Source organism: Erythrobacter sp. JK5 (genome assembly GCF_018205975.1).
Taxonomy (GTDB): Bacteria; Pseudomonadota; Alphaproteobacteria; order Sphingomonadales; family Sphingomonadaceae; genus Erythrobacter.
In genome coordinates, this window is sequence record NZ_CP073577.1 from 657,529 (window position 1) to 670,409 (window position 12,881).

Below are 12,881 nucleotides of genomic sequence, written 5' to 3' on the forward strand. Positions count from 1 at the left end.
TGCCCCTAGGGCGGAACCGAGACCGCGAACCGTAGCGGACTGCAATCTTCGCGCGGTTGTTCCGGGCCGAAGCCCTTTCCTCCCACAATTGCCGACCTGGCTCGTGGCCTATCCGGTGGCTTAGCTTCGCGTTCCTCTCAAACGATCCGACTTGCTTCCGGCCGAAGCCTTCATCATGTCGTCTCTCGAAGTGCGCGTGGACAATACCACCGCATCCTTGAGTTCAAAAACATCGGAAAATCAGAACCTTGCGGTTTGCTTTTCCAATCTTTCTTCTCCCGAAGACAGGCTGAGATTGCTCCGCGATGCCGAGTCGCGCAAGCTTCGCAACCCCGACTTTTCCACTTTTGCCCAGATCATCTGTGGAGAGCGGTGGACAACTCAACGTTTCACCGCATTCGTTGAAATCGTTGCCGACTGGCCGGTCCAACCTTCGACAAATCGCCACAATTTCTTGCGTCCGAGACGGCCTCACGGCTTGCTCGATTCGTGACGAAACCGTTCCGAATATTCAGCGAATCCGATCGCGCTGCGCCAGCAGCTTGAGCCGCAGGGCGTTCAGCTTGATGAAGCCTTCCGCATCATGCTGATCGTAGGCCCCGGCATCGTCCTCGAACGTGACATGGGCTTCCGAATACAGCGAATTCGCCGACTTGCGCCCGACGACGCTTGCGAGCCCCTTGAACAGCTTGAGCCGCACCGTCCCTGATACCTTGTCCTGGCTGTGATCGATCGCCGCCTGCAGCATCTCGCGTTCGGGGCTGAACCAGAAGCCGTTGTAGATCAGCTCCGCATATTTCGGCATCAACTCGTCCTTGAGATGCGCCGCGCCGCGATCCAGCGTGATCTGTTCGATCCCGCGATGCGCGCGGGCATAGATCTCGCCGCCTGGCGTTTCGTACATGCCGCGCGATTTCATGCCGACGAAGCGGTTCTCGACCAGATCGAGCCGTCCGATCCCATGCCTGCGCCCGAGCTCGTTGAGGGCGGTCAGCAGGGTGGCGGGCGACATCGCCGCGCCATTCAGCGCCACGCCATCGCCGCGCTCGAAATCGATCGTGACATATTCCGGCGTGTCGGGCGCGTCCTCGGGGTGCTCGGTGCGCGAATAGACGTAGTCGGGCGTTTCCTCCCACGGATCCTCGAGCACCTTGCCTTCGGACGAGGTGTGCAGCAGGTTCGCATCGGTCGAGAACGGGCTTTCGCCGCGCTTGTCCGTCGGGACCTTGATCTGGTGCTTTTCCGCCCATGCGATCAGCGCGGTGCGGCTGGTGAGGTCCCATTCGCGCCACGGGGCGATCACCTGGATATTCGGATCGAGCGCGTAGGCCGACAGTTCGAAGCGCACCTGGTCGTTGCCCTTGCCGGTCGCACCGTGGGCAATCGCGTCGGCGCCGGTCTCATGCGCGATTTCGACCAGTCGCTTGGAAATCAGCGGGCGCGCAATGCTGGTGCCGAGCAGATAATCGCCCTCGTACCGGGCATTGGCGCGCATCATCGGGAAGACGAAATCGCGCACGAATTCCTCGCGCAGGTCCTCGACGAAAATGTGTTCGTCGGGGATGCCCATTGCCCGCGCCTTGTCGCGTGCCGGCTCGATCTCTTCACCCTGCCCGAGGTCGGCGGTGAAGGTCACCACCTCGAGCCCGCGCTCAACGCTGAGCCACTTGGCGATGACGCTGGTATCCAGGCCGCCTGAATAGGCGAGGACGACCTTCTTCACATTGGGCATTGTTCGCTTCCTCAAAGTCGCGGCGCGGCTAGCAGGCGGGGCAAGCATCGGCAACGATTTGCTGCGAATTGGTCGCTATCCGCTTGTCTTGACGGCTCGGCACCCGATATTTGCCGAACGCAGGGGACGGGGATTGTATGCTGACGATGTGGAACAAGGCGCGCGAACTGGCGGAGATGACGCCGCCCGAGCGCAATCGCTGGGTCGATTTTCTTCGCGCGGTTTCCATTCTCGCCGTCGTGTTCGGCCATTGGCTGATGGCGGGGCTGTATGTCGACCCGGCGGGCGAATTGCAGCGCGGTGACCTGCTGTCCGTTTCGAGCTGGGCGCATTGGCTGACATGGGGTTTCCAGGTGATGCCGGTGTTCTTCCTCGTTGGGGGGTATTCCAACGCAGTGAGCTGGAGCGCGACGCTGCGAAAAACGCCGCCGGGACAGACCGGCACCTATCGCGACTGGCTGGCGAGCCGGGTGCAGCGCCTGATCACCCCGACATTCCCGGTGCTGCTGCTGTGGGCCGCGCTGGCCGTGATCCTGACGCAGCTCGGGATCGATCGCGAACAGATCCGCATGGCGACCGAGGCGGCGCTGATTCCGGTCTGGTTCCTCGCGGTGTATCTGCTGGTCACCGCGTTCACGCCGCTGACCTTCAAGGCCTGGGAACGGTTCGGCTGGGCCAGCTTCGCGATCTACATTCCGCTGGCGATGCTGACCGACTGGCTCACGTTCAGCGTCGGCGTTCCGTATGTGAACTTCACCAATTTTCTATGGGTGTTCCTGGCCATCCACCAGCTCGGCTTCGCGTGGCAGGCGGGCAAGTTCGACAACCGGGTGTTCGCGTGGGCGACCTTCGCCGTGGGGCTGGCGATCCTGGTCTCGATCACCGTCTACGGATTCTACCCCGTGTCGATGGTGTCCGCGCCCGGCGGATTCTCCAATTCTCTGCCGCCGACGCTGGCGCTGTTCGCCTTGGGCGTGACGCAGGTCGGTCTGGTGCTTGCGCTCGAACCGCTGGGCCGCAAACTTCTCGACCATGTCGGCGTGTGGACCGCGACCGTGCTGATGAACGGCATGATCATGACGGTGTTTTTGTGGCATCTCACCGCTTTTGTGCTGGTGATGACGGTCGTCTGGCTCGGTCTGGGCGGCGTGGGGCTCGATTCGGTTCCGGGCACCGGTGAATGGTGGATCTCGCGCCCGCTGTGGCTGGCGATCTACATTCTTGCGCTGCTGCCGATGATCGCGGTCTTCGCACGGCACGAGCGCAGTTTCGGCCCGATCAGAGGCGGACGCACAGTTCCCAGGGTGCGGGCGGTGTTCGGCGTCCTGATGATCTGTATCGGTCTTGCCGCGACCGCCGGGGTGACGATCGCCAGCCCGGACAGCATTTCCGGCGTTCGCTGGTGGGTGATCGCCCTGCCGCTGGTCGGCGCGGCGCTACTCGGGTTCGGACCGGTCTACCGCCCCAGCGCGGAAACCAAGGCCGCAGAAGCTAACCGGGGTTCCTGAGCAGCCGCTGCTCCTCAGCCGCGATATAATCGCGCGTGATCGGCAGCGCGTGGCGGCTGCGGGCATACTGGATCTGGTAATTGCACATGCTGCCATACTCGAACACGGTCGCCGCGCCGGCAAGGTAGAAGGTCCACATCCGGAAGAACCGCTCGTCGTACATGTCGACGATCGCGTCCTTGTTCGCCATGCAGTTGGCGTACCAGCAGCGCAGCGTCTTGCCGTAGTGGAGCCGCAGCGTCTCGACATCGGTCGCGATCAGCCGGAACTTCTCGCTCGCGGCGACGGTCTCGGACAGTGCCGGGATGTAGCCTCCCGGGAAGACGTACTTGCGGGTAAAGGCGTCGGTCTGGCCCGGCATCCCCATCCGCCCGATCGTGTGCAAAAGCATCGTGCCGTCGTCGGTGAGCAGGTTGGCGCAGGCCTGGAAGAAGTCGTCGAATTGCGGCTGGCCGACATGTTCGAACATGCCGACCGAGACGATCCGGTCGAACTTGCTCCCGGCGGCGGCGAAATCGCGGTAGTCGACCAGTTCGATGCTGACCCGGTCGGCGACGCCCGCATCCCTCACGCGCTGTTTGGCGAGCTCGATCTGCTCTTCCGACAGGGTGATCCCGGTGACCGTCACGTCGTAGTGTCGGGCCAGGAAGATCGCCATGCCGCCCCATCCGCACCCGATATCGAGCACGGTCTGGCCGGGCTGCAAAGCCAGCTTCGCCGCGATATGCGCCAGCTTGGCGGTCTGCGCCTCGCCCAGCGTCTCGACACCCTCGGGCCAGTAGGCGCAGCTGTATTGCCAATGCTCCTCGTCGAGCATCAGCGCGTAGAAATCGTTGCCGATATCGTAGTGGTGCGCGACGTTGCTTTTCGAACTGATCGCGTTGTTGACCTTTTCGGCGGCCCAGGTGGCGCGGTTGAGCAACCTGCGCAGCATCTTCGGCGGGCCGATATCGCCGCCCTTGTCCCACTGGTTGTTGGCGCGCAGCAGGGTGACGAGCCCCATCACGTCCCCTTCCTCGATGATGAGGCGGTCGTCCATGAACGCTTCGGCCGCGCCCAGCCGCGGGTCCATGACGATATCGCGCGCGACCCTGTCGTCGGCGAATCGGAGCACGATCTCGGGAAAGCCTTCGGCCGGTTCGCCATAGGTGTTCGCGCTGCCGTCGGCGAATACCACGCCAAGCCGGCCGAGCTTGACGCCGCGTTCGAGGAATCTGTCGAGGAGAGTCTTGCTCATTGAAATTCCGTCATTTTGGTGGAGACATCGCGATCACAAAGCTTCAGCCTTGCGCCGTGTCAACGATAGCCTAGTCTGGCGTGATGGCAGAGAACAAAACCCGGCAAACCGACGTTGCGGTCGAAGAGTTCATCGCAAGCGTCGAACCGAAGGCAAAGCGCGACGATGCCAAGGTGCTCGACGCGCTGTTCCGCAAGGTCACTGGCGAAGAGCCGAAGATGTGGGGGCCGAGCATCATCGGCTATGGCAGCTACCACTACACATACGAAAGCGGGCGCGAAGGCGACAGCCTGCGTTCCGGCTTCAGCCCGCGAAAGGCAAAGCATTCGCTCTATTTCATGGGCCGCTATTGCGACGATGCGACCGGCAAGAAGGTGGATGCGCTGCTCGCGAAGATGGGCAAGCACTCGACCGGAGCAAGCTGTGTCTACGTGAACAAGCTGGCGGATATCGATCTGGATATCCTCGGGGAGATCATCGGGCTCTGCTGGGATGCGATGAACCGCAAATATCCGCCGTCCTAGCGCGAAAACTTGTCGGTCAAATCCCGGCATACCACTGATAGCCGTATTGATCTTCCCAGAAACCGCCCTTGCCCTTGCCGATATCCTCGAAGCTGGCGACGGCCTCGATCGCGGTGAGGTACTTGGCGTGCTTGTATCCCAGCTGGCGCTCGATCCGCATCCGCAGCGGGGCACCGTTCTTCTCGGGCAAGGGCTCGCCGTTGAGCTCGTGCGCGATGATCGTCTGTTCGTGGTAGGCGTCGACCAGATCGACGCTTTCGTAGTAGCGTTCGCCATACAGCGAATCCGCGCAGCGAAACACGATGAAGCCGGCTTCGGGGCGGATGCGTGCGCGATCGAGCAGGACGCCGAGCTGCGGGCCCTTCCATTCGGCGATCGCGCTCCAGCCCTCGACGCAATCGTGGCGGGTGATCTGGGTGCGCTGGGGCAGGGCGCGCAGGTCCGCCAGCGATAGCGACAGCGGGTTGTCGACCAGTCCCGTGACCGCAAGCCGCCAATCGGCAAACCCATCGGCAAGCGCGCTGCGATACTCCGGGGTATCGACGGTGACGCTGCCGTTGCCCCTGACATCGGGTGAGCGTTGATCGGGCGCGTATTCGGGCGCGAGCCGTTGGCGGCCCGCGAGCGCCCGGTGCGCGGCGCGGTGCCAGTCTTCGGCGCGGTCGAACAGGTCCGATCCCGCATCGCTTTCGGCAAAGCGCGAGCAGGCCCCGGCACCCAGTGCCGCGGCTCCCAGCAACACGCTCCTGCGCGCGAATTCAGACATGCGATTGCTCCCGACTGCCGCCGGCGATCATGGTCCACACCTGTCGCAGCGGACCGGAAATCAGCACCATGGCGAGATGGATCGCGAAAAAGCCGAACAACGCCCAGGCGAAGAGAAAGTGAAGCGACCGGGCGCTCTGCCGCCCGCCGAGAATGTCGACCAGCCAGGGTGCGGCGGGTTCGAAACCGGGACTGATCGCGAGCCCGGTGAACACCATCATTGGCAACAGGATCCCGAACACGATCCCGTAGGCGATCTTCTGCACCGGATTGTACGCTGCCTCGCCTTCCGATCCGTCCTTGCGCCGATGGCTCGCCACCGATCGTTTGAACGCGGACAGGGTCCAGTCACGCGGTGACGTCATGATGTCGCGGGCGAAATGGCGATTGACGAGCATCGCGATCCAGATCGCAAGTAGGCCGATCGCGAACACCCAGGCGGCAATGCTGTGCCAGTCGCGCGCCGCGGCGAGGTTGTAATATCCAGGAATCGTCGCCCATCCCGGAAAGCGCATCACTGCCAGCCAGGCATCGGCCGGGTCGTAGCCGTAATCCCCCAGTAGAGGCGCCGGTGGGCATTCGAGATGTTGAGCCCCGACATGAACAGCACCGTCAGGGCGGCGAAATTGATCCAGTGCCACAACCGGGTCGAGAGCGCGTGGCGCTTCATCGGGGCGCCCCCATCCTTGCAAGGTAGATCACGTCGCGATCCTGCGACAGCAGGTGCTGGCCGCTGTCGATGAACAGCGTCGAGCCGCTCCTGAGCGTGCCATTCGCAAGGAACAGTGCGGCATCGACGATCTCGCCCGTATCGGTCTTGCGCTGGAGCAGGTTGAGCCGGTGCGAAACCTCGGTTTCTTCCTGCTCCTGATCGTGGCTGGCCAGGATCGCGCCGGGGGCGATGCCGTACACCCGATCGTCTGCGCCCGCCGCACCCTGCGCCAGCATCGCGATCGTCGCCGCAAGCGCGTGTTTCGACATCGTATAACTGAAGAAGTCGGGATTGGGGTTTTCGAGCTTCATGTCGGTGACGTTGATGACGGTGCGCAAGCCATTGCTGCGCGCGCGCGAGAGATAGCGCTGCGCCATGACCGCCGGGCTGATTGCATTGACCTGCATCGTCGCCCGGTTCGTTGCGAGATCGAGTTCGGTTGCATCGTCGTAAAGAAAAACCGAGGCCGAGTTGATGAGGCAACGCCAATCGGAGAGCCTGCCTGCCAGGTTATCGATCATGTTTGCCGCCGCTTCGCTGTCCGAAAGGTCGCATTGCACGGTTTCGGCGGACGGAAGCGTCGCAGCGAGTTCTTCGGCGGGCCGCGCGCTGGAATTGTAATGGATCACGGCGTGCCAGCCCGCCCCGGCGAACCCGCGCACGGTTTCGGCACCGATCCGGGTCGCGCCTCCGGTCACGAGCACGGCTGGGCGGTTCAACGAAATGGTCCTGTGGTGGGCTGCATCGCCCACCGGCCTATCAGCGCCATGCCCGCGCTTCAATCGGGCTTGCAGCACAAAAAGGCGCCGCCGATCGCGTTGACCGGCGGCGCCAGATATCGTCCGCTGTTCCGGTTAGCGGCAGCGCGCCGAACCGCGATCGATCTCGCGACCCAGCACCGCGCCGAGCGCGCCGCCGAGCAGAGTGCCGACCGTGCGGTCGCCGCGCGTGTCGATCGCACGACCGATCAGCGCACCGCCCGCAGCGCCGATGATCAGGCCGGTGGTGCCGTTGTCGCGCTTGCAGTAATAGCGTCCATCGCGCCCGCGCCAGACGCGGTCGCCGCGGCGGATGCGGCGGGGCTCGTTGTAACGGTCGTAGCGATCATAAGCCCGATCATGGCCGCGCCCGCGACGATAGCGACGATCGCGATAATCGTCGTCATAATCGTCCCAATCGTCGTAGTCTCCGAGGCGAAAGGGATCGGAATGCGGCGCGGAAATCGAACTTGCGTCGAGAAAGGCCGAATTGCCGATTGCGGGCAGCTCGGCGGCTTGGGCCGGGGCTGCGAATGTAGCGAGCGAACCGGCAGCGGCGATGATGGCGATCTTCTTCATGGCGTTATCCTTTGACGACTCCGCTGGTGGAGCAACCCCCGTATCGTTCAGGAAACGAGAACCGCAGATGAACGGCTTGTTGGGAAATTCGTTCAGGCGACAGGCCGATTGGATTAAGCGATGAGTTGAGGGTGCCTCGCCTCAGGCTGAGTCTCTGGCGGGTCTGATCGCCGCCGCGCCGGGTGCGCTTCAAAGGGCTTTGGACAAGCGCAGTAGCGCGGCTAGGGCGAGAGCGGGACGTGCGCTGATTCGGGAGGAATGCGTGAAGCCGGTCTGCGACCTGATCGATGTTTTCTGCGACGGTCGGTTGAGCGGCAACCCGCTCGCCGTCGTGCACGGTGCCGACGCGATGCCTGGCGAGGATATGCTCGCGCTGACCCGCTGGCTCGGCTTTTCCGAGACGACGTTCCTGCTTCCACCTTCAGATCCCGCTGCGGATTACCGGGTGCGCATCTTCTATCCCGGCGGCGAACTGCCGTTCGCGGGGCATCCGACGCTCGGCACGTGTTTTGCGTGGCTGGAGGCTGGCGGCGTGCCCCGGGCGACCGGATACGCGGTGCAGGAATGCGGCATCGGCCTGGTACGGGTGCGCGCCGAAGGGGACAGCCTCGCCTTTCGCGCGCCGGAGCTGATCCGTTACGAGCCGCTGTCGGATAAGGAACGGACTGAGGCGATCGCACTGACCGGCGTGAACGAAGCCGCGGTGGTCGAAGCCGTGCACGTGGTCAACGGTCCGCAATGGCGGCTGCTGCGGCTGCGGTCGGCCACCGATGTCCTGGCTGCGGAACCGGCGGCAAAGGCTGTTCCGGGAACCGACATCGGTCTCGCCGGACCATGCGATCCCGGCGCGGATCGCGACTGGGAGCTGCGCGCGTTCTTCGCGGACAGCTTCGGGCGTTTCAACGAAGACCCGGTGACCGGCAGTTTCAACGCGGGCGTCGCGATCCACCTGTTCGGCGCAGGCCTGGCTGACGGCTCGTACCGTGCGGGGCAGGGGCGCAAGGTCGGGGCGAACGGGCTGGTGCTCTGCGAACGGGACGCGCAGGGAGACGTCTGGATCGGCGGCACATGCGCCATGATCAGTGCGGGCGGGATGCTCGCCAGCTAGCGACCGCCTCCGTCACGAGAGCTTGGCTGCCGCCTTGGCGCGCAGCTTCGGCGCGAGCCGTTCCAGCGCCGCGAGTTCGGACAGCTCACCGTGCGTCGCCGTGCCGCCGATCAGGCAGGAGAAGGTTCGCGTCACCGACCACTCGCCGTGGCCCACTTCCGTGCGCTCGAGCGTGTCGCCAGCCTGGCAATCCCCGCTTTCAAGCACTCGAAAATACCACCCGCACCGCCCGCTGCGGACGATCTCTGCGACCATACCTTTCGTGCCGAACCGATGCTCGATCTTCCAGCACGGCTGGCGCGGCTGGCTGATCTCGATCAGCGCGCTGCCGAGCCGAAAGCGGTCGCCGATATGCACTGCGCTCTCCGCGATCCCGCTCACCGCGAGGTTCGATCCGAAAGCGCCCGGCTCATCGAGCAGGCGCGGATCGTCCAGCAGCCCGCGCCAAAAGGCATGGTGATCGAGCGGATAGAGATGCACCGCCATCTCGGGGCCACCGTGGACCCGGCGATCGGCCTGTTCGTCGGGCGCAAAGCCGTCTTCGAGCAGTTGCACGATCCCCTCGCGCGGGCGTTTGGCGATGGCGCTGGTTTCCGCCCCGTTGAACGGGCGCGCGGTGCCGGTGCAGATCGCTTCGACCGTCAGCCGCATGTCCGCCACTCGTATCCTGCAGAATGGAACACTATCCTGACGATCAAATCGCAACCCGCTTCGCAATCGTCGGGGCGGGGCACAGCAGGAAACGGAGCGAAGTTCATCGCGCCGTTCCAGCACATTGCGAAAGGTTAGGAAAGGCGCGTTTCAGCCGGAAGTGCGCACCGTCAGCGCCAGCCAGTCGCGCATCGTCCCGTCGCTGCCCTTGCCAGCGAACATCAGCTCGTCCTCGATCGCAAATCCGGCGGCGCGGTACCGCTCGATCAGCCAGGCAGCGGTGGGGAAATTGTGCAAACGCCCCAGCAGGTCGCGCCCTTCGCCGGTGCCCAGCTTGTAACTCGCATAGTGCAGGCCGCCGGGCTTCAGCGCGCGCCGGATGCGACCCAGGACTTCGGGCATTTCGGCTGTCGGGCAATGCAACAGGCAGGCATGCGCCCACACCGCGTCATATTCGGCGTCGGCATCAAGCTCGTCGAACCGCATCAACCGCGCGCCCAGAGCGTGCCGCTCGTTTGCCTTGGCGACCATTGCCGGCACCGCGTCCGTCGCATCGAGCGAGAATCCGCGTTCCCGTATCCGCGCTCCATCGCGTCCCGCGCCGCATCCCAGTTCGAGCACCCGCGCGCCGGATTCGAGACGATCGAGAAAACAGTCGAGGTGGCGGCTGGGCCCGACCGAGGGATCGAGCGAATAGAACGGTGCCTTGCTCTGGTAGAAGTCGAAGGTCGCCGGGTCGATCATGCCGGACCTTTGCTACCCGCTGCTTCACACGACAAGCCGTTTTCCGTATGGCTGTCCTCGGGGGAAATCATGACATCACCATCCACAGGCCTTGCGCCGGTGACTTCGGGAGAGCGCCTTGGCGTTCTGGATGCCTTGCGCGGATTTGCGCTGCTGGGAGTTCTGCTGGCCAACCTTGCAGAATTTGCCGGGCCGCCGTGGATGGCCACCGGACCTCAACTGGATTCCCTGACCACTGCGGGTCGGGACGGGCAAACCTATTTCCTGCTCGACTGGTTCGTATTCGGGAAGGCCAACACGCTGTTCGCGACGCTGTTCGGAATCGGCTTCTGGGTTCAGCTGGAACGGCTCGAAAGCCGCGGTGCCGCTTTCGAGAGGATTTACCTGAGGCGCCTGTTCGTCCTCCTGCTGATCGGTCTGGTGCATGTCGCCTTTATCTGGGAGTTCGACATTCTGCATGTCTATGCGCTGGCCGGATTTCTGCTGTTCTTCATGCGGAAGGTGAGAGACCGGGTGCTGATTTCGCTGGGTGTGGCGCTGGCCGTGTTCGGTCGACCCGTCTTCGATTATCTGGGCGATTTGAGCGGCATCTTCTTCGACCCGGAACCCCTGTATGCGGACGCCATAATCCTTGGTCGGCAAGAGGCGAGCGAAGCCGGTCGCTACGGGGATCTGGTTCAGCAGTTCTGGACGATGACCCTGTACGAATGGGTTGCCGGAGGATTGCTGCTGGGCTGGATCATCTACGCGCTCGGGCGGTTCCTGATCGGTGCCTATATCGCGCGGCGCGGCTGGGTTCAGCGCGCTGGCGAGTTGCTGCCGCAGTATGCCAGGGTGATGGCTGTGGCGCTTCCGCTCGGCTTGCTGGGACAGTATCTATCCGCCTCGGTCGCTGCCGATCGGATGGGGCCGTTGCTGGGCAGTGAACTGTTCACCGATGTCGTCGATTACGCTTCCATTCCGCTGACATCGCTGGGCTATGCGTGCCTGATCGTTCTGCTCTTCCATTCGGCGCTGCGCCCGATGGCAACGGTGTTCGGTCCGGTGGGGCGGATGGCGCTCACGAACTACGTCATGCAAAGCTTTCTGATAGCCTTCCTGTTGTTTGGAATCGGGCCGGGCCTTGCTCTTGCCGGGAAGGAGGGCACGCTGGCGCTTACGATCTACGCGGTGATCTTCTTCTTGGGCCAGATCGTGTTCAGCCACCTGTGGCTGAAGATGTTCGCCTTTGGCCCGCTGGAATATCTGTGGCGCTGGGCCACCTACGGCAAACGCCCCGGATTTCGACGTCAGCCCGCCTGAGCGGTCTCTGCCGCCTCACGGTCGCGCTCGGCCCGGCTCTTCTTCTGCGCGGCCGTCTTCAACTGCCCGCAGGCGGCGTCGATATCGCGCCCGCGCGGGGTACGGATCGGGGCGCTGATCCCGCCTTCGAACACGATGTTGCTGAACGCCCTGATCCGTTCAGGCGTGGAGCATTCGTATTGCGCACCCGGCCACGGATTGAACGGGATCAGATTGACCTTGGCGGGTAGGTCGAACTGCTTGAGTAGCCGGACCAGTTCGCGCGCGTCCTCGTCGCTGTCGTTCTTGTCCTTGAGCATCACGTATTCGAAGGTGATGCGCCGCGCGTTGGAGGCACCGGGATAGTCGGCGCAGGCCTGCAGCAGTTCCTCGATCCCGTATTTCCTGTTGAGCGGCACGAGCTCGTCGCGCACGTCCTTGCGCACCGCATGCAGGCTCACCGCAAGATTGACCCCGATTTCCTGTCCGCAGCGCTCCATCGCGGGGATGACGCCGCTGGTCGAAAGCGTGATCCGCCGTTTCGACAAGGCCAGCCCGTTGCCATCCATGACCAGTTTGAGAGCGTCGCGGACGTGGTCGAAATTATACAGCGGCTCGCCCATGCCCATCATCACGATATTGGTCAGCAGGCGGCCATCGGCAGTGTAGTGGCCGGCGTCCTCGGCATCGTCTAGGCCGTCCATTACACCCTTGGGCCATTCACCCAGCGCATCGCGCGCGAGCATCACCTGTCCGACGATCTCGCCGGGGGTGAGGTTGCGTACCAGACGCATCGTGCCGGTGTGGCAGAAGGTGCAGTTGAGTGTGCAGCCGACTTGGCTCGACACGCACAGCGTGCCGCGATCCTCGTCAGGGATGAACACCATCTCGAAATCGTGGCCGTCGTCGGTCCGGAGCAGCCATTTGCGCGTGCCGTCCGCACTGTGCTGCGCTTCGACAATGGCGGGCCGACCGATCACGAAGCGTTCGGTCAGCCACGGGCGCATGGTCTTGGCGATATCAGTCATCGCCCCGAAATCGGTGACGCCGCGGTGATAGAGCCAGTGAAACACCTGCTTGGCGCGCAGCTTGGCCTGACGCGCATCGAGCCCTGCTTCGCCGAACAATTCGCGAATGCGCGCAGCTGACAGGCCGATCAGGTCGATACGCCCGTCCTCGCGCGGCGTGATGTCACGCGTGACGGGTACGGGATCCACCTGACCGGGGATCGACATGAGTGACGTGTCTGCCATGATTGGCCGCGCATATAGTCGCGCGGGCG

At 63.7% G+C, this 12,881-nt stretch carries 15 protein-coding genes; 5 read left to right on the plus strand and 10 right to left on the minus strand.

Going from position 1 to position 12,881, the window contains the following annotated elements:
• Positions 1 to 151 precede the first annotated feature (151 nt).
• Entirely contained in the window at positions 152 to 493 is a 342-nt protein-coding gene (locus KDC96_RS03200) for a hypothetical protein (RefSeq protein ID WP_212450643.1), read from the plus strand.
• A gap of 18 nt (positions 494 to 511) precedes the next feature.
• Here KDC96_RS03200 and KDC96_RS03205 read toward each other — a convergent pair whose 3' ends face one another.
• Positions 512 to 1,732: an argininosuccinate synthase gene (locus KDC96_RS03205; RefSeq protein WP_212450645.1), complete on the minus strand. Its 1,221-nt coding sequence runs from the start codon at positions 1,730 to 1,732 to the stop codon at positions 512 to 514.
• Between the two features lie 137 nt (positions 1,733 to 1,869).
• Here KDC96_RS03205 and KDC96_RS03210 point away from each other — a divergent pair, with 137 nt between their 5' ends.
• The gene (locus tag KDC96_RS03210; protein ID WP_212450647.1) at positions 1,870 to 3,240 is read left to right on the plus strand and encodes an acyltransferase; all 1,371 of its coding nucleotides are present in this window, start codon (positions 1,870 to 1,872) and stop codon (positions 3,238 to 3,240) included.
• Here the strand turns inward: KDC96_RS03210 and KDC96_RS03215 are convergent.
• The gene (locus KDC96_RS03215) at positions 3,224 to 4,477 is read right to left on the minus strand and encodes a cyclopropane-fatty-acyl-phospholipid synthase family protein (RefSeq protein WP_212450649.1); all 1,254 of its coding nucleotides are present in this window, start codon (positions 4,475 to 4,477) and stop codon (positions 3,224 to 3,226) included. The two genes, KDC96_RS03210 and KDC96_RS03215, sit on opposite strands and share 17 nt — an antisense overlap.
• Positions 4,478 to 4,560: 83 nt before the next feature.
• Between KDC96_RS03215 and KDC96_RS03220 the strand changes: the two genes are divergently transcribed.
• Positions 4,561 to 5,001: a DUF1801 domain-containing protein gene (locus tag KDC96_RS03220; protein ID WP_212450651.1), complete on the plus strand. Its 441-nt coding sequence runs from the start codon at positions 4,561 to 4,563 to the stop codon at positions 4,999 to 5,001.
• A gap of 16 nt (positions 5,002 to 5,017) precedes the next feature.
• Here the strand turns inward: KDC96_RS03220 and KDC96_RS03225 are convergent, their stop codons facing one another.
• The 5 genes from KDC96_RS03225 to KDC96_RS03240 form a co-directional block, all read right to left on the minus strand.
• Positions 5,018 to 5,767 (minus strand): molybdopterin-dependent oxidoreductase, encoded by a 750-nt coding sequence (locus tag KDC96_RS03225; RefSeq protein ID WP_212450653.1) that lies wholly within the window; start codon positions 5,765 to 5,767, stop codon positions 5,018 to 5,020.
• Positions 5,760 to 6,281, minus strand: coding sequence for a cytochrome b/b6 domain-containing protein (locus KDC96_RS03230; RefSeq protein WP_371815542.1), 522 nt, complete (start codon positions 6,279 to 6,281; stop codon positions 5,760 to 5,762). Before KDC96_RS03230 ends, KDC96_RS03225 begins: the two co-directional genes overlap by 8 nt.
• Positions 6,281 to 6,436 (minus strand): hypothetical protein, encoded by a 156-nt coding sequence (locus tag KDC96_RS16665; protein ID WP_371815522.1) that lies wholly within the window; start codon positions 6,434 to 6,436, stop codon positions 6,281 to 6,283. The genes KDC96_RS03230 and KDC96_RS16665 overlap by 1 nt, the downstream gene beginning before the upstream one ends.
• Positions 6,433 to 7,197 (minus strand): SDR family oxidoreductase, encoded by a 765-nt coding sequence (locus KDC96_RS03235; protein ID WP_249171894.1) that lies wholly within the window; start codon positions 7,195 to 7,197, stop codon positions 6,433 to 6,435. The genes KDC96_RS16665 and KDC96_RS03235 overlap by 4 nt, the downstream gene beginning before the upstream one ends.
• A gap of 135 nt (positions 7,198 to 7,332) precedes the next feature.
• Positions 7,333 to 7,815, minus strand: coding sequence for a glycine zipper 2TM domain-containing protein (locus tag KDC96_RS03240; protein WP_212450655.1), 483 nt, complete (start codon positions 7,813 to 7,815; stop codon positions 7,333 to 7,335).
• 262 nt (positions 7,816 to 8,077) lie between these two features.
• Between KDC96_RS03240 and KDC96_RS03245 the strand changes: the two genes are divergently transcribed.
• Positions 8,078 to 8,923, plus strand: a complete 846-nt coding sequence (locus tag KDC96_RS03245; RefSeq protein WP_212450657.1) for a PhzF family phenazine biosynthesis protein — start codon at positions 8,078 to 8,080, stop codon at positions 8,921 to 8,923.
• A 12-nt stretch (positions 8,924 to 8,935) separates the two neighbouring features.
• Here the strand turns inward: KDC96_RS03245 and KDC96_RS03250 are convergent, their stop codons facing one another.
• Together KDC96_RS03250 and KDC96_RS03255 are read right to left on the minus strand one after the other, a co-directional pair.
• Positions 8,936 to 9,574, minus strand: a complete 639-nt coding sequence (locus KDC96_RS03250; RefSeq protein ID WP_212450659.1) for an MOSC domain-containing protein — start codon at positions 9,572 to 9,574, stop codon at positions 8,936 to 8,938.
• Positions 9,575 to 9,724: 150 nt separating this feature from the next.
• Positions 9,725 to 10,318 carry a trans-aconitate 2-methyltransferase gene (locus KDC96_RS03255; RefSeq protein WP_212450661.1) on the minus strand — a complete coding sequence of 198 codons (594 nt, stop codon included), beginning with the start codon at positions 10,316 to 10,318 and terminating at the stop codon, positions 9,725 to 9,727.
• A gap of 69 nt (positions 10,319 to 10,387) precedes the next feature.
• Between KDC96_RS03255 and KDC96_RS03260 the strand changes: the two genes are divergently transcribed.
• Complete coding sequence (locus KDC96_RS03260; protein WP_212450663.1) at positions 10,388 to 11,620, plus strand: DUF418 domain-containing protein; 1,233 nt, start codon at positions 10,388 to 10,390, stop codon at positions 11,618 to 11,620.
• Here KDC96_RS03260 and rlmN read toward each other — a convergent pair.
• On the minus strand, positions 11,608 to 12,852 hold the full coding sequence (gene rlmN / locus KDC96_RS03265; RefSeq protein ID WP_212450665.1) for a 23S rRNA (adenine(2503)-C(2))-methyltransferase RlmN: 1,245 nt from the start codon (positions 12,850 to 12,852) through the stop codon (positions 11,608 to 11,610). The genes KDC96_RS03260 and rlmN overlap by 13 nt on opposite strands.
• Positions 12,853 to 12,881 lie beyond the last annotated feature (29 nt).

Coding starts and splice junctions, on each gene's coding strand:
- KDC96_RS03260 (WP_212450663.1), top strand. CDS start 10,388: ATGACATCACCATCCACAGGCCTTGCGCCGGTGACTTCGGGAGAGCGC.
- KDC96_RS16665 (WP_371815522.1), bottom strand. CDS start 6,436: ATGAAGCGCCACGCGCTCTCGACCCGGTTGTGGCACTGGATCAATTTC.
- KDC96_RS03205 (WP_212450645.1), bottom strand. CDS start 1,732: ATGCCCAATGTGAAGAAGGTCGTCCTCGCCTATTCAGGCGGCCTGGAT.
- KDC96_RS03250 (WP_212450659.1), bottom strand. CDS start 9,574: ATGCGGCTGACGGTCGAAGCGATCTGCACCGGCACCGCGCGCCCGTTC.
- KDC96_RS03240 (WP_212450655.1), bottom strand. CDS start 7,815: ATGAAGAAGATCGCCATCATCGCCGCTGCCGGTTCGCTCGCTACATTC.
- KDC96_RS03225 (WP_212450653.1), bottom strand. CDS start 5,767: ATGTCTGAATTCGCGCGCAGGAGCGTGTTGCTGGGAGCCGCGGCACTG.
- rlmN (WP_212450665.1), bottom strand. CDS start 12,852: ATGGCAGACACGTCACTCATGTCGATCCCCGGTCAGGTGGATCCCGTA.
- KDC96_RS03215 (WP_212450649.1), bottom strand. CDS start 4,477: ATGAGCAAGACTCTCCTCGACAGATTCCTCGAACGCGGCGTCAAGCTC.
- KDC96_RS03220 (WP_212450651.1), top strand. CDS start 4,561: ATGGCAGAGAACAAAACCCGGCAAACCGACGTTGCGGTCGAAGAGTTC.
- KDC96_RS03230 (WP_371815542.1), bottom strand. CDS start 6,281: ATGCGCTTTCCGGGATGGGCGACGATTCCTGGATATTACAACCTCGCC.
- KDC96_RS03210 (WP_212450647.1), top strand. CDS start 1,870: ATGCTGACGATGTGGAACAAGGCGCGCGAACTGGCGGAGATGACGCCG.
- KDC96_RS03255 (WP_212450661.1), bottom strand. CDS start 10,318: ATGATCGACCCGGCGACCTTCGACTTCTACCAGAGCAAGGCACCGTTC.